This window comes from Paractinoplanes maris (assembly GCF_023544465.1).
Classification (GTDB): Bacteria; Actinomycetota; Actinomycetes; order Mycobacteriales; family Micromonosporaceae; genus Actinoplanes; species Actinoplanes maris.
In genome coordinates this window covers 205,897-224,797 of the sequence record NZ_JALPVL010000016.1, presented here as the reverse complement: position 1 = coordinate 224,797, position 18,901 = coordinate 205,897, and the positions used below count along the sequence as shown (strand labels likewise).

Below are 18,901 nucleotides of genomic sequence, written 5' to 3'. Positions count from 1 at the left end.
ATGCGTTTGCTGCCGAACTGAACCTCGTGACCGCCGCCCACGAGCAGCGACGACTGGCCGCCCTGCACGAGTACGAGCTGCTCGACACGCCGGCCGGTGACGAGCTGGAAGCGGTGGTGCGGGTGGCGGCGTCCGTGGCCGGGGTGCCGTTCGCGACGCTCAACCTGATCGACGAGAACCGGCAGTGCCAGCTCACCACCACCGGTTTCGCGGGCAGTGACTCGGCCCGGACCGACTCGATGTGCGCGGTGCGGTTCCGGACCGGCGAGGTCACCTACCTCCCGGACGCGAGGCTGGACGCGGCCTACGCGTTCAACCCGTGGGTCACCGGGATGCTCGGCCGCATCCGGTTCTATTTCTCGGCGCCGCTGGTGACCCCGCAGGGGTACGCGCTGGGGTCGCTCTGCGTCTTCGACGAGAAGCGCCACGAGCTCACCGACGAGCAGGTGGCCCGGTTGCGCGATCTGGCCATGGTGCTGCTGGCCCTGTTCGAGTGCCGCCGACAGGGCCGGCTCAACGGGCAGCTGGCCGCGCAGGTCCAGCAGCAGCACGAGGAGCTGGCGCGGCTGCACGCCGAGCAGCCTGGCCGATCGTCATGAGAGCGACGCTAAAGTACCGGGTGGCGGGCGGCTTCGCGCTCTTGTTGCTGCTCTTCCTGACCCTGATCGTCGCGCACTTCGCGGTCACCGAGCGCCAGCGACTGCGCCACGATCGGGCCACTCAGCGCATCGACGTCGCCCGCGACACCAACCACGCCGTGCTGCAATACCTGACCGACGCCGAGACCGGCATCAGGGGTTTCCAGCTCACCGGCGACCCCGTGTTCCTCGAGCCGTACACCAGCGGCCGGGCCGGGGCGTTCAGCGCTCTCCAGCGACTCGCCGGCGACCCGCTGGACGAGGAGTCGAGCCGGTTGCTTCAGCTCGAGCGGCTGGCCGCCGAGGACTGGCTCTACGGCTACGCGATCCCGATCGTCAACGCCGGCGTGGCCGACACCGACCGGACCCGCTCGTTGCGGGGCAAGGACCTGTTCGACCGCGTGCGCACGGCCAACGCGGACGTCTCGGCCGCGGTCGAGGACTTCGAGCAGCGCACCGGGGACGACGAGCGTGGTGACGCCGAGCTGACCGCCCTGCTCTTCGCCGGGCTCGCCACCCTGGTCGTGATGGCCGGGATCGGGCTGGCCACCCTGCATCAGCGGCACCTGCTGGTCCCGCTCGAGCACATCCGGCTCACGCTGCGCCGGCTGGCCGACGGCGACCACTCGGCCCGGGTGGTCCCGTCCGGCCCACCCGAGCTGCGCGCGGTCGCCGGCACTCTCAACGACCTGGCCGCCGAGACCGAGCGGCTGATCAGCGCCGAGCAGGACCGGGTGACCCGGGCCGAGCTGCGCCAGGCGGTCACCCGCGAACTGCAGGAGGCGACCGAGCCGGCCCGCACCGCGCACCGGATCGCCGAGCTGATCGGCACGGCGATGCACGCCGCGACCGTGCACAGCCGGATCACCATCCAGACCGGCGTCCCGATCGAGGCGGCCTGGCCCGAGAGCGTGGCCCCGCTCGACGAGTCGATCGCCGAGCAGGCGCGGTCGTGCGCGCCGGGCAGCTCGATGCGCCCGGCCGGCTCGATCGGCACGATCGTGATCCCGCTCAGTGGTGACGCGGGCTGTCCGCCCGGCTTCATCTGTGTGGCCCGGCCGGACCGGCCCGAGTGGTCCGAGCAGGAGAGCCGGCTGCTGATCGGGCTGGCCCGCGAGATCGACCACGCCGCGCACCAGGAGCGGCTGCGGCTGCGCCAGGCCCGGCTGATCAACGAGTTGCGGGTGCTCGACGAGCAGAAGGACGTCTTCGTCGCGACCGTGAGCCACGAGCTGCGGACGCCGCTGACCAGCATCCTCGGCTACAGCGAGATGCTGAGCGAGGACGAGGAGCACCACGTGCTGTCGCCCGCCCAGAAACGCGGCGTCGGGGCGATCCGGCGCAACGCCCACCGGCTCGAGGCCACCGTGGCCGACCTGCAGATCCTGGACCGCTCCGACGACCGGAGCCGGGCCGTCCTGCCGGTCGATCTGACCCGGCTGGTGCACGGGGTGCACGCCGCGCTGACCATCCCGGCCCGGGCCAAGGGGCTCGAATGCGAGCTGACGACCGAGCCGGCCTGGGTGCGCGGCGACGCCGTCCAGCTGGAACGCGCCGTCCGGAATCTGCTCGACAACGCGGTCAAGTTCACCGCGCCCGGCGGCCGCCTGGAGTGCCGCCTCGACTGCACCGGCGAGCGGGCCGTCGTCACGATCACCGACACCGGCATCGGCATCCCGGCCGACGACGTACCCGGGCTGTTCACGCCCTTCCACCGGGCGGCCAACGCGATGGATCAGGCCGTGCAGGGCAACGGTCTGGGGCTGGCGATCGTCCGGAACATCGTCAGCGACCACGGCGGGACCGTGACCGTCCGCTCCGAGCTGGGCCGGGGCAGCACCTTCACGATGACGTTGCCGCTGATCCCGGCGCGGACCGCAGCGCCGCCCAGATCCGGTCGCGGGTGAGGGGCAGTTCCGTCAGCCGTACGCCGGTGGCGTCGCGCACCGCGTTGGCCAGGGCCGGCGCGACCGGGTTGAACGGGCTCTCGCTCATCGACTTGGCGCCGAGCGGCCCGATCGTGTCGTCGGTGTCGGCGAACAGCACCTCGGTGTGTGGCACGTCGGCGAAGGTCGGCAGGTGGTACTGCCGGAAACCCACCGTGGACACCTGGCCGTCCGGCCCGATGTCGACGTGCTCGGCCAGCGTCGCGCCGAGCGCCTGAGCCACGCCACCCTCGATCTGGCCCCGGCACTGCAGCGGGTTCATCACCGTGCCCGCGTCCGCACTGTGCACGCTGCGCAGGATCCGCAGCTCACCCGTCCCGGGGTCGACCGCGACCCGGAACCACTGGGCGTTGAAGGCCACCGAGCGGGGACTGCCACCCCAGTGCCCCTCGGCGCTCAGCGGCCGGCCGGCCCGCGCGGCCAGCTCCTTGAGCACCGTCTCGGTCAGGACGGCCCCGCCGGCCGAGGCGACGAGCAGCGCCCGCAACCCACGCGCCGCCTGCAGCACCGCCTGGCCGGCCACGACGACGCCGGTCGACGCGAACGCGCCGGTGTCGTGCCGCACCACATCGGTGTCGGACTGGCGCACGGTGATCCGGTCGAGCGTGGTGCCGAGCGCGTCCGCGGCGATCTGCGCGTGCACGGTCGTGCTGCCGTTGCCGAACTCGGCGGTGCCGACGGCGATCTCGAAGCGCCCGTCGGGCAGCAGGGTTGCCGTCGCGTCGGCGTGGTGCCCGCCGGGCGGACCGGCCGCGATCATCGTGATCGCCATGCCGTCGCCGACCAGCCAGCCGTCCGGTGCCCCGTCCGCGGCCGACCCCGCCGCCGTACGGATGTGGCCGAGGCACTGGTCGAGCCCGAAGGACGCGATCGTCAGGTCGCCGGCATGGTCACCGGGCGCGGTCAGGTCGTCCCCGGCCCGCACTATGTTGCGCTCGCGCAGGGTGATCGGGTCGATCCCGAGCCGGCGGGCCAGCTCGTCGAGCGCCGACTCGACGGCGAACGACACCTGCCCCAGGCCGTAGCCGCGGAACGCCCCCGAGGGCACGGTGTTGGTGTAGACGCACCACGCGTCGGTGCGCATGGCCGCGCAGCGATAGACGGCCACCGACTCGTGGCAGGCGTGATGCATGACCGCGGGCCCGTGATTCCCGTACGCCCCGGTGTCGGCCACGACGCGCAGCGCCAGCGCGGTGAGGGTGCCGTCGGCGCGCGCCCCGGCCTTGACGGTGACCGTGAACGGGTGCCGCGTGGTGGCCGAGGTGAACTGCTCGGCCCGCGTGTACTCGTGCTTGACCGGCCGACCGAGCCGCAGCACGGCCAGCGCGACCAGGTCCTCGACCAGCATCTCCTGCTTGCCGCCGAACCCGCCGCCGACCCGGCCGGCGACCACCCGGACCCGGTCCTCGCCGAGGTCGTAGAGCCGGGCCAGCGCCCGCCGGGTGAGGAACGGCGTCTGCGTGCTGGTCCGGATGACCAGCCGGCCGTCGTCGTCGAGCCAGCCCACCGCGCCGTGCGTCTCCAGGCTGGCGTGCTGCACGCGCGGCGTCCGGAACGTCTCCTCGTAGACCTCGTCGGCCGCGGCGAAGCCGGCCTCGAGATCGCCCAGCTCGGCGTGCAGCTCCGCGACGATGTTCTTCTCACACGCCGGGTGCAGCTGGGGCGCCCCCTCGGCCGTTGCCTCGTCGGGGGAGAGGACGGCCGGCAGCACCTCGTAGTCGACGGCGAGCGCCCGGCAGCCCTGTTCGGCGGCGGCCTCGCTGGTCGCGATCACCGCCGCGACGCGCTGGCCGGCGAACCGCACGACGTCGTCGAGCACCCGGGTGTCGGCCGGGTCCTCGCCCGCGTTCTCGTGCTGGGCGGTGGAGAAGCGCCGGGCCGGGGCGTCGGCGTGGGTCAGCACCAGCTCGACGCCGGGCACGGCCAGCGCGGCCTCGGTCCGGATGGCCAGGACGCGGGCGTGCGGGTGGGGCGAGCGCAGCACCTTGAGGTGCAGCACGCCGGGGACGGTCAGGTCGAACGTGTAGCGGGCCTGGCCGGTGACCACGTCGGGGCCGGCCGGGGCGCCGGGGCTGGCGCCGACCGCCGCCCCGGGGGCGGGCTCGGCCACGGTGACCACGCCGGCCAGGGCGTCGGCGACCGCGCGATAACCCGTGCACCGGCAGAGGTTGCCCTTGAGGGCGCGCGGCAGGTCGGAGCGCTGGTCGTCGGTGAGGGCGGCGGTGGTCATGATCAGTCCGGCCGTACAGAAACCGCACTGAAAACCCTGGGCGTCGAGAAAACTCCGCTGCACGGGATGCAGGTCGTCGCCGGCCAGGCCCTCGATGGTGGTGATGCTCCGGGCGGCCGCGCGGAACGCCGGGTAGACGCAGGAGTGCACCGGGACGCCGTCGACGTGCACGGTGCAGGCACCGCAGTCGCCGGTGTCGCAGCCCTTCTTGACCCCGAAGCAGCCCTCCTCGCGCAGGTAGGTGCGCAGGCACTGGCCCGGCCGGGGCGCCCGCTCGTGCTCGGTCCCGTTGATCCTCATGGCGCCAGCTCCGCCCGTACCTCTTCCGCGTAGACCCGGGTCAGGTGCCGTCGCCAGGCCGGCAGCCCGTGCACGTCGTCGACATAGGCGTCGTCCGGGATCCGCTCGGCCAGCGCCACCTGCACGATCTCGGCGCTCGGAGGCGACGCGAAGACCAGCACGTGCGGCCGTCGGGTCGCGGCGGTCACCGTGATGACCAGCCCGCCGCCGGCCGTGGCCCGCCCGATCACCAGCACCCCCGAGCGGCCGTGGGCATGCAGAGACCCTTGGCGGTACGCGGTGGGAGAGCGCAGTGACGAGGCGGGCAGGTGCATCGAGCGCACCAGCTCACCCTCGCTCAGCACGGTCGTCCCCTCGCCGGTCACGAACTCGGCCACCGGCACCGTGCGCTCGCCGTCGGGGCCCTGGAGCAGCACCGTGCCGTCGAGCGCGGCGCCCAGCGCGATCATCGGCCCGGCCGGCAGCGCCGCGCACAGGTTGCCGCCGACGGTCGCCACGTTCCAGATCTTGAAGGACGCCAGGAAGGCGTGGCAGCACTTCTCGGCGATGTCGTAGCCGCTCGCCGCGAGCTCGGCGATCGTGCAGGTGGCCGCGACCTCCAGCCCGTCCTCGCCCGGGGTGAGCGCGGGCCAGCCGGCCGTGGTCAGGTCGAGCAGCCGGGTCAGGTGCGGGCGGGGCTCGCCGAACAGGGCCGTGCCGCCGCCGAGCCACGCGTCGCCCGGCCGCCACTGCCCCACCTGAGCTGGGCTGATCACTTCGGCCACGGTGTGCAGGTCCACGTCCTGCACGCTACGCGGGTCGTGTTTCGCTCAGGGTCCGTCCTGCCGTTCACGGGAACGGCAGGACGGAACTCAGTTCACGATCAGGGTCGTTGCCGCGACCGAAACGGCCCAGAGGACGACGAGCGCGACCGGTCGGCGGGGCTGGTCGATCAGGGGCGGCGGGGGGAGCGGGCTCATCTCGAGCGCGCGGATGCGGGTGTCGCGCAACGCCGCCACCAGCTGGTCGGCCGTGCGCTGGTGGGAGCGCGACGGCCAGGGCGCGGGGACCGGCACGGTGAGCACCGCCTCGCCCGCGGTCAGCACCACCGTGCCCTCGTCGTCGTGGACGATCGCGCTGTCGGTGGCCCACGGCTGGCGGGTGCTCTCGCGGAAGCCGACCGCGGCCAGGCCACCCGCGTGCCAGCGCAGCCGGGGCCGCAGCTGCGAGCGCCACCCGTACTCGAACCCGGCCGCCCCGGCCACCGCGGCCACCGCGATCAGCGCCTCCCGGGGAAGCCCGGCGAACCGGGCGAGCTCGGCCAGGCCCAGGGCGGCGCCGAGCCCGATGGCGGTCGTGGCCGTCCACGCCCGCCGCGGCGAGATGCGGTGCTCGCGCGGCTGGAAGGCGTCCGCGTCACGGTCGGCCGGGCGCAGCGCCTCGGGGTCGACCAGCTGCTCCTCGTCGTCCTCGATCTCGCGGGGCAGCCCCTCGACCACGTCGTAGGGCACCTCGATGACCTCACCGACCGGGCCGACCGGCACGTGCAGGCGGTCGCCGACCTCCAAGGCGCACCACGATCCCGGGCGTGGGTCGCCGTAGAGGACGGCGGCCTCGGTGTGCACGTCGTCCTCGTCGTGCCGGGGCTCGGGCTCGGCGACGTCGAACGCGAACTCCCGGGCAGTGCGGCCGTCCTCGGCCGGGAGCAGCACGTGGACGTAGCCCTCCTGCTCGACGGCCCGCACCGCGTGCACGGGCTGCGGCACGGTGAACAGGCGACGGAGCGCGGCCTGGGCGCGGACGGCCCGGGTGAGCAGGGCGCAGCCCAGGCCGAAGGCGGCGATCGTGGCGGCCAGCCAGGGCACGGCGGCGTCGTCGACCCCGACCCAGACCACCCCGGCGGCCGACCCGACCAGCAGCGCGAAACCGCCGACCTCGGCCGGGGCGGCCACGTGGGGCAGGGAGTACGGGGCCGGCGGGCGGCGGTGCGGGACGGGCAGCGGCGCCGGGTCAGTGTCGAGGCGGGCGACGAGGATGGTCACCGCCGCGTACGCCCAGGTGGTGAGGACCGTGGCGAAACCGGTGGCCAGCGGGGTCCACAGCACCGCGCCCAGCAGGCCCGCCCACGCCGCCGCGCCCCGGTGGGCGTACACCATGATCGCGGGCGCGACCAGCACGCCGAGCCCGACCCACCGCGCGGCCGGCGCCGGGTCCGAGGGGCCGCCGAGCACGCCGAAGACCAGCAGGAACGTGACCAGCCCGGCGGCCGGCACCGTCGACTCCAAGCGCAGCAGGGGACGCATGCTTCCATGGTGTTCGACGGTGCCGGCCCCGCGGAGGGGATTCGGTCTTTACGGCCCGCTGACGATGCTCGTCACCTGGTGGCCGCTGTTGACTGTCTGACCGGTGCTGTTGATGACGTTGGTGATCGTGCCGGTGCCGCCGAGCGAGACCGTCACCATGTCGTGGAAGCGCACCCCCGGCTTGACCGGCACCTCGAACGCCCGGGCGGCGACGACCGCCGGGTTGACGTTGAAGAAGCAGTAGCTGCCCAGACCCCAGGCCTCGTGCGTGGTCACCGAGTCGGCCACCTTGTAGGCCGCCCAGCCGCGGGTCGAGCCGTTCATCCAGGCCGCCTGGTTCGGCGGGTCGTAGGGCATCTCGTTCTGATAGAAGTAGGTCCGGCCGCCGTTGCCGTTCCAGATCGTCTGGTACTGCTGGTAGTGCTCGACGAACAAGCCGTAGAACGTGACGTTGTCACCGTTGACGATCAGCCCGTTCCGGCCGGTGTTGATGGTCCAGCCGACCGTGCCGCCGTTGCCGTGGTCGGCCCGCCAGATCCACGCGTGGTCGCCGATCACGTTGTCGCTGTTGACCTCGACGCTGACCGTGGCCTTGCCGGCGATCGAGCCGCCGACCCGCACGAAGACGTCGGAGAGCACGGTCGGGTTGGCCGCGTGCGACGCCGACGAGTTGGCCGGGCCGACCTGCAGCAGCGTGTTCGAGTTGGTGGTGCCCGCGTCGAAGAGGACCCCGGCCAGCCGTACGCCGTCCACGTCGGCGATCTGCATGGCGTTCACGCCCCCGGTGGGGACGAAGGTGGCCAGGCCCAGCCCGAGGATCACCGTGTTGGCCCGGGTGACGTTCAGCGTCTGGCTGAGGTTGTAGACGCCCGGGGTGACCAGCAGGTTCTTGCCGGCGGCGAGGGCCGCGTTGATGGTCGCCGCCGTGTCGCCCGGCTTGACGACATAGAAGGTGCTGATCGGCAGGCTGGACCCGGCCGGGTTGCCGCCGGCCCAGGTGGTGCCGCTCGCGTTGCTGCGCAGGGCGGGTACGAAGACCTGGTAGGCGCCGGCCGAGTCCACGTACAGGTAGGGCTTCTCGGCGATGGTGGGCGACGAGCCGATCGTGGTGAACGGCGGGTTGGGGAAGCTCTGCGCGGGCGCGCCCGGTGAGCCGACGAAGACCTGGTTCCAGTTCGAGCCGTTCCAGCTGCCCATCTGCGAGTTGCGGGTGAGGAACTGCTGCTGGGACCCCGACTGGATCTGCCCGTCGACCTTGGAGTCGGCGATGAAGCCGCCGGACGACCAGCCACCGTCGGAGAGGGCCAGATTCCCGCGTACGTGCATCCGGCGGTACGGCGCGGCCTGGGACACCGCCCAGCGGTCCAGGCCGTCCGGCGGCGTCACGCTGAGACCCTCGGCGGCCCGCCAGAAATTCTGGGTGGCGTTCTGCGAGCCGTCCGGCCACCAGTCGGCCTCGGCGTGCACGTGCCCGTTGATATTGACCTGGTCGGGGTTGAGGCCGAGACCGGCGACCTGGGTGAAGAAGCCGACGTTGACGTCGTTGGTGTAGCTGCCCGGCTTGAACAGCAGCGCGTACCGCTGCGTACCGAACTGGTTCTGGACCTGTTGGTTGAAGACCGTGTTGAGCCGGTTCTGGATGGTCGACGCCGACATCGACGGGTCGAAGATGCTCACGTTGGGGCCGAGGTCGGGGTTGTTCGGGTTGGGCGGCACGGTGGTCGGGGGCGGCGTCGAGGCTCCGTTCATCGTCCACTTCTGGTTGGCGCCGCCGCCGCACGTCCACAGCTGCAACTTCGCGCCGTCGGCCAGGTTGTTGCCGGTGATGTCGAGGCACTTGCCGGCCTTGACGTTGACCAGGTCCCGGGCCGCATTCAAGGTCCACTGCTGGCTGGTCAGACCGGCGTAGCAGTCCCACAGGTGCACGACCGCGCCGTCGGTGGTGGCCCCGTTGGCCACGTCGAGGCACTTGCCGAGGCCCCGGACCGAGCCGTCGTCGCCCAGCGTCCAGGTCTGGTTGGGGCCGGCGGAGCAGGTCCACATCTGCGGCTGGTTGCCGTTGGCCGTGCTGCCGTTGGTCACGTCCAGGCACTTGCCGTTGGCCGAGCTGACGACGGTGCCGGTGGTGGCGGCCAGGGCCTGGGTGACGCCGACGACCCCCAGGCCGATGACGGTCGCGCTGAGGACAGCGCCGGCCAGGATTCTTCTTCTCATCCGGTGTCCTTAAGCGGGGTTGTCGGCGTGGGTGAGCGTCTCCCAGGCGACGAACAGGTTGTTCGTGCCCTGCGGGCGGCGTGACTCGGTGTAGGTGCGGCTGTTGGCCATCGCGATGCCGAGCCGGTTGGCGAGCGCGTTGTAGGCGACCTCGGTGACCGGGCCCAGCCCCTTGACGACGGAGCCGCCGCACAGGGTCGACGGGACGGCCGTACCGTTCTCGAACTTGGTGTGCAGCCCGAGCGCGTGCCGCATCCGCTCGGCCACCGCCGGCCACAGGTCCTGGCCCTGGATGCGGGTGGTCTCGGCGACGTGGCTGATCGCGCTCAGGCCGTACCCGGTGTGCACGAAGTCGCGGCAGGTCTCCTGGGACAGCCCGTCGACGAAGGTGCTCTGCCCCTGCCAGAAGCTGATCAGCTCGGCCCGGGTGTCGACGCTGCCGGCCGGTGGGTATTTCGGCTGGGCGCCGTCGGCCGCGACATAGATGTACGACGCCGCGCGCGCCTGGAAGCGGCTGATCGCCCGGTCGAAGCTGCTCTTGTCGTCGAGGAAGACGGAGATGCCGACGGCGGCCTCCATCATCGACAGCTCCCAGTTGCCGTTGTTGCTGCTCCCGGGTAGGACGACGGGCAGATGGACGGTCCGCAGCATGGTGGCGAACCGGGCCTGGCCGGGCCAATTCCCGTACGCGTGCTTGATGATCTCGGCCGCGCGGGGGCGGGCGTCCGCGAGAGCGAGGCGTAACGGCTGGCCAGCATCTGGTCGTAGGCCGCCGTCCAGGGCTGTTCCTTCTCCGCGACCCTGCTCTTGACGAAATCGAGCTGGGCCCGGCTGACCAGGACGCCGGGGTGGGTGAAGGTGATCGGGGCGGCGTCGGCGGTGGCGAGGCGAACACCGAAGGTGGCGGTCGCCGCGGTCAGAGCCAGGAACGCGGCCAGGAGTGCGCGTCTGCGCATGGGGATCTCCCGGGATGGGGGTGGAGAACCGGAAAGGTAGTTAACAGTTCTCATCCCGGGAGATCCCGGTCAAGGGCATATCGACCGACTTAATTGTTTCTTAAGGATTTCGTTCAGGGGTTACTTGAAGTAGTGACCCTGGGCGAGGTCGTCGAACAGGGTCGGGCCGGTGGGCTTCCAGCCGAGGAGTTCGCGGGTCAGGCTGCTCGAGGCCGGCCCGTCGGCGGCGAACATCGGGCCGATCCAGCCGAGCGCCTCCATCGTCGACTCGGCGGTGGGCACGCCGAGGCCGCGGCCGATGGCCTCGGCGATGTCGCGAGCGGTCAGGGCCTCCTCGGCCACGGCGTGAAGCACGAGGCCGCGCGTCGCGTCTTCGGGTGCTGGGCTCTCGCTCGCGGTGTCTGTGGCGGCGTGTTCGATGGCCAGGCGGAACAGGGTGGCGGCGTCGTCGCGGTGGACGGCTGTCCAGCGGCTGTCACCGGCGCCGATGTAGCCGGAGACGCCGCGCTCGCGGGCGACCTTGATCAGTGCCGGGACGAAGCCGTAGTCACCGTCGCCGTGCACCGTGGGGGACAGGCGGACGACGATCGGCCGCACCTGCCGGTCGGCCAGCGCCAGAGCCGCCGCGGCGGACTGCTGCCGCGGGTGGCCGGCGGCCGGGTCGGCCAGGTCGCTCTCGGTCGCGACCGTGCCCACGGTGATGCCGAGAGTGCCCGAGGCGATCGCGAACGGCCGGCCGGTGCCCGCGAGCGCGTCACCGATGGCGTCGATGGCGGCGCGGTCCTTGCGCAGCGACTCGGCCAGGTTGCTGAAGTCGTGCACAAAGGCCAGGTGGATGACGGCGTCGTGGGTCCGGGCGCCCTCCTGGAGCACGTCGAGGGCGTCGAGATCGCCGCGCAGGACGTCGGCCTGGAGGTCGGTGAGCCGCTGGGCCGAGGCGTCGGACCGAGCCAGACCGGTGACCTGGTGGCCGTGCTTCAGCAGCTCCGGGACGACGGCCGAGCCGATCCAGCCCGAGGCGCCGGTGACGAATACGCGCATGACAGTTCCTCTCTTCTCTTCCGCGACCGATGTCAGTCGCTGACATCAGACCCTACGTCATGATGTCAGCGACTGACATACTTTCCGGGCTGTGATGTCAGGAACTGACGTCGCATAAGATGGGGGCATGGGCCGATGGGAGCCGAACGCGCAGTCCCGCCTCCGGCAGGCGGCGATGGATCTGTATGCCGAGTACGGCTTCGACCAGACCACGGTGGCCGAGATCGCCGAGCGGGCCGGCCTCACCGAGCGCACGTTCTTCCGCCACTTCACCGACAAGCGTGAGGTGCTGTTCGCCGGCTCCGAGCGCCTGCAGGAGATGCTCGTCGAGTCGGTGGCCGGCTCGTCCCGGCCGGCGGGCCTCGACGCGGTCGCCGACGCGTTCGAGCGGGCCGCGGAGCACTACTTTCCCCCGGTCGAGTATTCGCGGCAGCGCCAGACGGTGATCGACGCCAACCCGGCGCTGCAGGAGCGGGAGATCGCCAAGCTGCACCGGGTGGCTGCCGCCCTGACCGAGGTCCTGCGCGCCCGCGGCCTCGACGACCCGGCGGCGGCGCTGGCGGCCGAGGCCGGTGTGGCCGCGTTCAAGGTGGCGTTCGCCCGCTGGGTGTCCGACCCGGCCGGCGGCGCGCTGGCCGATCATCTGCGCGAGTCGTTCATCGGATTGCGGGCCTTGCTGGCTCCCGCGCGCCTCGGAAGCTGAAACTTCTTCGGTATTTCCGGTACATTGCCGGGCCATGGACGCAGACGTCATCGTCGTCGGTGCCGGCCTCGCAGGTCTGGCCGCCGCCCACGAGCTCACCTCGGCCGGCAAGCACGTCCTCCTGGTCGACCAGGAGAACGCCGCCAACCTGGGCGGCCAGGCGTTCTGGTCCTTCGGCGGCCTCTTCCTCGTCGACACCCCCGAACAGCGCCGCATGCGCGTCTCCGACTCCGTCGACCTGGCCTGGAGCGACTGGCAAGGCAGCGCCGCCTTCGACCGCCTGACCGCCGCGCCCACCTCTCCCTCCGCTCCCTCCGCCGCCACCATCACTGCCGCCGCGACCTCCGACGCCACCACCACCTCTGCCGCCGCCACCTCTGCCGCCGCGACCTCCGACGCCACCACCACCTCTGCCGCCGCGACCTCCGCCGCCGCCACCTCTGCCGCCGCGACCTCCGCCGCCGCCACCTCCAGTCGGCCGTTCGCGGGGCGGGGGGAGGACGAGTGGGCTGTTCGCTGGGCTCGGGCCTATGTCGAGTTCGCCGCCGGGGAGAAGCGGGCCTGGCTGTCCTCGCTGGGGATGTCGTGGCTGCCGACTGTGGGATGGGCCGAGCGGGGCAGTCTGCGGGCCGACGGTCACGGCAACTCGGTGCCGCGCTTCCATGTCACCTGGGGGACCGGGACCGGGGTGGTCGCGCCCTTCGTGCGGTCGATCCTGGACGCGGCGGCGCGCGGTCTCGTGACGTTCCGCTACCGGCACCGTGTTGATGAGCTCATCGTGGAGAACGGTGCCGTCACCGGCGTACGCGGAAAGGTCCTCGAGCCGTCGGACGGTGCCCGTGGCGAACCGTCCAGCCGCGAGACGGTCGGCGATTTCAGTCTGACGGCGCAGGCGGTCGTCGTGGCGTCCGGCGGCATCGGGGGCAACCACGATCTCGTACGGAAGTACTGGCCCGACCGTCTCGGGTCGGCGCCCGAACGCATGATCACCGGCGTGCCCGCCTACGTCGACGGGCGCATGCTGGAGATCTCGGCCGACGCGGGGGCCCGGCTGGTCAACCGCGACCGCATGTGGCACTACACCGAGGGCATCCAGAACTGGAACCCGATCTGGCCGGCCCACGGCATCCGCATCCTGCCCGCGCCGTCGTCGATGTGGTTCGACGCTCTGGGTAGGCGTCTGCCCGCGCCCTGCCTTCCCGGTTACGACACGATGAGCACGCTGCGTCACCTGCGGACAACCCCGGAGATCGCCGGCTACGACCACTCCTGGTTCATCCTCACCCAGAAGATCATCGAGAAGGAGTTCGCGCTCTCCGGCTCGGAGCAGAACCCCGACATCACCGCGAGCGACAAGAAGGCGTTCCTCCGTGAGCGCATCTTCGGCAAAGGTGCCCCGGCCCCGGTCGAGGCGTTCAAGCGCAAAGGCGCCGACTTCGTCGTCGCGTCCACCCTGGACGACCTGGTGACCGGCATGAACAAGCTGACCGACGAGCCCCTGCTGGACGCCGCGACCATCCGCACCCAGATCGAATACCGCGACCGCCAGATCGGCCACCCCTACTCCAAGGACGCCCAGATCCAGGGAATCCACAACTCCCGGCGCTACCTGGGCGACCGCATCGGCCGCACCGCGTCACCGCACCGCCTGCTGGATCCCGCCGCCGGCCCCCTGATCGGGATCAAGCTGCACATCCTGACCCGCAAGACCTTGGGCGGCATCCAGACCGACCTGAACTCCCGGGCCTTGGCGGCCGACGGCACCCCCATCCCCGGCCTCTACGCCGCAGGCGAGGTAGCCGGCTTCGGCGGCGGCGGCGTACACGGCTACAACGCCCTGGAAGGCACGTTCCTGGGAAGCTGTCTCTTCACCGGCCGTGCCGCAGGCCGCCACCTGACCCAGACTCTCTGATCCACCACGGGACCCAGACTCTCTGATCCACCCACGGGCGTCGACCCACGGGCGTCGACCCACGGGCGTCGGCCCACGGGCGTCGGCCCACGGGCACGGGGCTGTGGAACGGCCGGCCCTCTCATCCGCCCGGACCCACACGGGTCCGACTCGCGTGGGCGCTGACCCGGATCGTGGGTGACTTAGGGGAGTGACCAGCGTTGGCTGGCTGAACCGGAGCAGGTGGTGACCGTTACGCCGGTGCCGGAGCGGCGGCCGGCTGAAGGGTCGGTCAGGCACGTGTTGGTGGCGGCGTTGACGAGCAGCTGGCCCGAGATGCGCCACTGGGCGGGGGTGCGGCCGTCGCAGCTGACTATCTCGATGGAGTTGTCGCCGACGGCCAAGGCGCACTTGCCCTGGACTCGCAGGGTGCCGTCGGTAGCCAGGGTCCAGCTCTGGGCGATCGTGTTGTTGCAGTCGAAGACCTGGACGTGGTTGCCGTCCACGGCGACCGCGCCGTTGAGGTCGAGGCAGAGGCCGTTCTGGCCGCGGACCACGCCGACCCGGTCGCTGGTCGGCGGCAAGGGAGCGACGCCCTCGGGCGCGCGGGGGGAGGTCTCGGTGCCGCCGGTGGCGGTGGGCAGGAGAGAGATCGGCTCGCCCGCCGTCGGACTGCCGGCCGGACTGCTGGGGGCGCCGCTGGTGGCCGAAGGTGCGGTGGCGCTGGCCGGGGTGGTCGCGGGACTGGTCCGGGTTTCGGAGCCGGCGCCGGGGCGGCCACCGCCGGTCGGGGCCACCGTGCCGGGCACCGGTGATGTGGCGGCGCTCGAGCTCAGCGGGGCGGTCGCGGCGGGCAGGGGGCCACCGGGCAGGCCGGTGGTGACGGTCGGGCGGACGTCGTCACGGAGCGCGGCAAAGCCGGCGGCCGCGGCGCCCAGCACAACGACGGCGGCCGTGCCGATCAGAACGGCCATCCGCCGGTGGCGGTTGCTCCGGGCCGGGGTGGTCGTGGCCGCGTGTTTGCGCCGGAACGGCAGGTGCAGGATCGCGGTGGGTGCGTCGGAATTGTCTGGCTGGTTGCCCGGGGTGGCCGTCGCCGGCCAGGTCTGGGTCGATTCGTCATCGTCGAGCGTCCCGGAGTCGGGCGTCCCGGCGTCACGCAGCACGAACGGCCGCACGAGTAGGGGATCCCGCTCGTCGTCGTGGTCACCGTCCGTCACGCTTCACCCGCCGCCATCGAGCTACCAAGAAACGATCGGCCGCCAAACTTACCCGCGAAGATCGCGATCGCACCGCTCCTTGAACATCCGACTTTCCGCCCGTTGTGGCCGATCGGGCAGGGAACGACCAGCTTCCGTCGTCTTGGCGACAGTTGACCGTACGGCACAGCTCGCTCCAAAGCGGAGAGTCGATGACGTCGCCCGAACCTACCCTCTTGATCATCTGAGCGCGACACGGACACCGACCGGCGGGCTGGGTGGCTCGGCAGCCCCTGGGCGGGTGCCGAGCCGCGCACAGCTCCCTCTGCTCAGCGTTTCCAGAAAGCCTTCCGCTCGGAGCTGTGGTCGGAGGGCGGGTCGCCGGCGGAACCCGGATCGGCGGGCCGGTCGCCGGCGGAACCGGGGCCGGAGGGCGAAGAGGCGTTGCCGCCGAAGTCGGTCAGGACCTTGAGGGCCAGTGCCCACTTCTCGGCGGTGGAGGTGTCGGACCGGAGCTTGGCCACCAGATCTTGCAGCGGGGCGAACTCGGGATCGGTGATCGCACCGACGAGCACGTCGAGCCGGCTGGCCAGGTCGTCGAGGAGGTCTCGCTGCTCCCACTCGGGCTGGGCGGTGGCGTCCCGCAGGCGCTGGGCCTCGATGACAGCCAAAGCGCGCACCTCGTCGAGCGACGGAGCCCCCGAGGCAGCGACGGCCTTTCCGGCCCGCGGGCCGGCGAACCCCGGCGTGCGGGCGCGACCGCCGCGGGCGACATAGCCGGCGGGGCCGGCGCTGGGACCAGAGCTGGGGCTGGGACCGGGGCTGCCGAGGATGCCGCTTCCGGCATCGCCGGGGTCGGCGATCGACTCGAGGGTGTACGTCGGCGCGAAACGGCCGGGGGCGGGCGGGACCGGCGGCGCCGGGGCCGACGCGGCCGCCAGTCGCATCATCGCGGGCGCGACGTCGCCGGGGGCTTCCCAGCCGTCGGGCAGCTCGACCGGCTGGGTCACGCGTCGGGTCTCGCCGCCCTCGTTGACGACCCGGCTGTCGACCGCGACGAACGCGGTGAAGCGACACAGCACGCCGTAGCGCAGAGAGGTCGCCACGATGCGCTGCTCGAGGCCGCGGTCGCCCGCCGCGTACGCGTCCTCGAGGTCACGCAGCCGCGCCCGCGCCCACTGGGCCGCGACGGCCGGCTCGGTGCGCTGCTGGACCGCGACCGTCGCGCGGAACTCGCGGTCGTCGCGGGTCCGGCCGGTGACGACGAACTCGCCGGCCGGCTGACCGGTGTAGCGACCGCTGACCACCAGCGGCACCCCGGGATAGAGCCCGGGAAGCCGGGCCGGTGTGCGCTCGTCGTCGACGAGCTGCAGACCCGTGGCGGTGACCCGCAGGTCGGTGACGACAGGCGCCCCGATGCGGCGGTGGATGTGCTCCATCGCCTCGTCAAGACGGTCCTCACTCTCGACCAGCTCGGCCCGGCCGGCGCCGAGCGCGGCCAGCCGGCCCAGGAAGCCCGCGTTGACCGCGCGGTCGATGCCGATGGTGTGGATGCGGGTCGTGCCGATGAGCGGCGTGATGTCGTGGACGATCTGATCCTCGTTACCGACCTGACCGTCGGTGACCAGCACGAGAACGCGGTCGCGGCCCTCGCTCGCCCGCAGCAGCCCGAGCCCCTCGGAAAGCGGGCTGAGCAGCTCGGTGCCGCCGCGGGCGGTCGCCTTGGCTAGATGCTCCACCGCGCGGAAACGGTGGCGGTCGGTCGCCTCGGCCAGGCCCGAGGGCAGGTCGTCGGGCCGGTCGACCTGGTGGTCGAAGGTGAGCACGGCGAAGCGGTCGGCGGCGGTCAGCGTGTCGACGACCCGGGCGGCGGCCCGGCGGGCGGCCACCATCTTCCAGCCGCCCATGCTGCCCGAGCGGTCGAGCAGGAGGACGACATCCTTGGGGCGGGGAGTCGCGGCGTCGGCGGGCGGGAGCACGACCAGCTGGTAGACGCCGCCGGTCTCGTCGGGCACGGCGATGGCTGTCTGGCCGCCACCCGCGTAAGGCAGGCGGAGGATGAAGTCGCGGTTCGCCCGCTCGTCGGCGCCGATGGTCAGCACACCATCCTGGTCGGTGACCGTGTGCAAGCTGGATCGCACCTCGCCGAGCTTGAGGCCGGCCGGGTCGATCTCGACGGTGATGCCCAGCCGCAGCGGGTTGGGGAAGCCGGGCAGCAGCACCGGCGGGGTGATGCGCGAGGCGTCGGGAACGGCGTCGGTGTCGGGCGTCCAGCCGTCGCCGACCGCCGGCCCGGACAGGGGCGTGCCGGGGATGTAACGAGGCGCCACGACCAGCGGGAACCGGAACGTCGCCTCGCCGTCCTCGAACGGCAGCGGCCCGACCAGGCTCAGCTCGATGGTGACGCGCTCGCCGGGCAGGACGTTGCCGACCTGCATCGTGAAGACGTCGGGCCGCTCCTCCTCGGCGATCGACGCGCGCCGGCCGGCCGCGACAGCCCGGTCGTAGGTCTCGCGGGCCTGCCCGCGCTCCTGCAGCTCAGCCGTGACCGTGCGGTCGTCGGCCGTCATCGTCATGCCGGTGACCGCGGCGCGGTCGGGCAGCGGGAAGATGTAGGTCGCCTCGAGCGCGACGTCGTGCACGTTGACGAACTCGGTCCGGAGCACTGTGCGCGCGGTCAGGCCGCTGATGCGGGCGCGCACGTCGAGGCGGTCGAGCGGCAGCGCGCCCCGGTCGGTGCGCAGCATCCCGAAGCCCGCGTCGGGCAGGACCTTGATGCGGCTGATCTCCCCCGGGCTCATGGGGGTGACGGAGACGGTCATGACGGACTCCCATCGATCAAGCCTTCGGCAAGGGTCAGGCCTCGGGCGGTGAGCAGGTCGAGCAGAGGTGCGGCGGCCTCGGTGACGGCGTCGAGGTCGCCCTCGGACAGGGCATGGGGAACGAGCAGCAGCACACCGCCGCCGAGGGCGAGCCCGGTGAACTGCTGGGCCGGGGCACGGAGGACATCGGGCAGCGGAGGGCTCGGCGGCGGAGTGCTGGGTGGCGGGGGGCTGGGTGGCGGGCTGGGTGGCGGAGAATTCGGTGGCGCAGGGCTTGCGGGAGCCGGCTGGTCGGCCCAGAAACGTGGCCGATGGGGTCCGTGAGAGAGGTCGTCGGCCACCTCGATGAGCAGGCGGGCCGGCACGTGGGCGATGTCGGTGAGCGCGTCGGGGGAGAGCCCCGTCAGCTCGCTCTGGATGGCGGCCAGCGTCTGCCCCTCGGCCTGACGGCGCTTGATCGCGACCAGCTGTTGCAGGTGACGAGGGCCGTAGAGGGCGGAACGGCCGCGCATCCCGAGCGGCTTGTCGACCAGGCCGATCGACGAATACCACCGGATGGCGCGGCGATCGGGCAGGTCGCGGACGCGTCCGTTGGGCGCGCCGGGATACTCGGCCTCCAGGGCCTCGCGCACCCGCTCCACCAACTCGTCCAGCGTCCACATGCCGACTACTTTGACAC

Annotated in this window: 14 protein-coding genes; 4 read left to right on the top strand and 10 right to left on the bottom strand. The window is 72.3% G+C overall.

What is annotated here, in order from left to right; translation table 11 throughout:
- The first annotated feature begins 26 nt into the window (after positions 1 to 26).
- Together NAG42_RS39110 and NAG42_RS39105 are read left to right on the top strand one after the other, a co-directional pair.
- Positions 27 to 599, top strand: a complete 573-nt coding sequence (locus NAG42_RS39110; protein WP_250037464.1) for a GAF domain-containing protein — start codon at positions 27 to 29, stop codon at positions 597 to 599.
- The gene (locus NAG42_RS39105) at positions 596 to 2,545 is read left to right on the top strand and encodes an ATP-binding protein (RefSeq protein ID WP_250037463.1); all 1,950 of its coding nucleotides are present in this window, start codon (positions 596 to 598) and stop codon (positions 2,543 to 2,545) included. Before NAG42_RS39110 ends, NAG42_RS39105 begins: the two co-directional genes overlap by 4 nt.
- On the opposite strand, the gene NAG42_RS39100 is transcribed toward NAG42_RS39105, so the two are convergent.
- The 7 genes from NAG42_RS39100 to NAG42_RS39070 all read right to left on the bottom strand — a co-directional run bounded on the left by NAG42_RS39100 (position 2,481) and on the right by NAG42_RS39070 (position 11,607).
- On the bottom strand, positions 2,481 to 5,114 hold the full coding sequence (locus NAG42_RS39100) for a molybdopterin-dependent oxidoreductase (protein WP_250037461.1): 2,634 nt from the start codon (positions 5,112 to 5,114) through the stop codon (positions 2,481 to 2,483). The two genes, NAG42_RS39105 and NAG42_RS39100, sit on opposite strands and share 65 nt — an antisense overlap.
- Complete coding sequence (locus NAG42_RS39095; RefSeq protein ID WP_250037460.1) at positions 5,111 to 5,893, bottom strand: FAD binding domain-containing protein; 783 nt, start codon at positions 5,891 to 5,893, stop codon at positions 5,111 to 5,113. Before NAG42_RS39095 ends, NAG42_RS39100 begins: the two co-directional genes overlap by 4 nt.
- Positions 5,894 to 5,965: 72 nt before the next feature.
- Positions 5,966 to 7,396 (bottom strand): amino acid adenylation domain-containing protein, encoded by a 1,431-nt coding sequence (locus NAG42_RS39090; RefSeq protein ID WP_250037459.1) that lies wholly within the window; start codon positions 7,394 to 7,396, stop codon positions 5,966 to 5,968.
- 48 nt (positions 7,397 to 7,444) lie between these two features.
- Entirely contained in the window at positions 7,445 to 9,610 is a 2,166-nt protein-coding gene (locus NAG42_RS39085) for an RICIN domain-containing protein (protein ID WP_250037458.1), read from the bottom strand.
- 9 nt (positions 9,611 to 9,619) lie between these two features.
- On the bottom strand, positions 9,620 to 10,261 hold the full coding sequence (locus NAG42_RS39080) for a hypothetical protein (protein WP_250037457.1): 642 nt from the start codon (positions 10,259 to 10,261) through the stop codon (positions 9,620 to 9,622).
- On the bottom strand, positions 10,189 to 10,566 hold the full coding sequence (locus NAG42_RS39075) for a hypothetical protein (RefSeq protein WP_250037456.1): 378 nt from the start codon (positions 10,564 to 10,566) through the stop codon (positions 10,189 to 10,191). Before NAG42_RS39075 ends, NAG42_RS39080 begins: the two co-directional genes overlap by 73 nt.
- Before the next feature lie 120 nt (positions 10,567 to 10,686).
- Positions 10,687 to 11,607: an SDR family oxidoreductase gene (locus tag NAG42_RS39070; protein WP_250037455.1), complete on the bottom strand. Its 921-nt coding sequence runs from the start codon at positions 11,605 to 11,607 to the stop codon at positions 10,687 to 10,689.
- A gap of 127 nt (positions 11,608 to 11,734) precedes the next feature.
- Here NAG42_RS39070 and NAG42_RS39065 point away from each other — a divergent pair, with 127 nt between their 5' ends.
- Together NAG42_RS39065 and NAG42_RS39060 are read left to right on the top strand one after the other, a co-directional pair.
- Positions 11,735 to 12,310, top strand: a complete 576-nt coding sequence (locus NAG42_RS39065; protein ID WP_250037453.1) for a TetR family transcriptional regulator — start codon at positions 11,735 to 11,737, stop codon at positions 12,308 to 12,310.
- 34 nt (positions 12,311 to 12,344) lie between these two features.
- Positions 12,345 to 14,222 (top strand): FAD-binding dehydrogenase, encoded by a 1,878-nt coding sequence (locus tag NAG42_RS39060; protein ID WP_250037452.1) that lies wholly within the window; start codon positions 12,345 to 12,347, stop codon positions 14,220 to 14,222.
- 182 nt (positions 14,223 to 14,404) lie between these two features.
- Here the strand turns inward: NAG42_RS39060 and NAG42_RS44655 are convergent, their stop codons facing one another.
- The 3 genes from NAG42_RS44655 to NAG42_RS39040 all read right to left on the bottom strand — a co-directional run bounded on the left by NAG42_RS44655 (position 14,405) and on the right by NAG42_RS39040 (position 18,884).
- Entirely contained in the window at positions 14,405 to 15,421 is a 1,017-nt protein-coding gene (locus NAG42_RS44655; RefSeq protein WP_308201246.1) for a ricin-type beta-trefoil lectin domain protein, read from the bottom strand.
- A 308-nt stretch (positions 15,422 to 15,729) separates the two neighbouring features.
- Complete coding sequence (locus NAG42_RS39045) at positions 15,730 to 18,222, bottom strand: VIT domain-containing protein (protein ID WP_250037449.1); 2,493 nt, start codon at positions 18,220 to 18,222, stop codon at positions 15,730 to 15,732.
- A complete protein-coding gene (locus NAG42_RS39040) occupies positions 18,219 to 18,884 on the bottom strand; it encodes a MerR family transcriptional regulator (protein ID WP_250037448.1) in 666 nt (221 codons plus the stop codon). The genes NAG42_RS39045 and NAG42_RS39040 overlap by 4 nt, the downstream gene beginning before the upstream one ends.
- Positions 18,885 to 18,901: the final 17 nt, after the last annotated feature.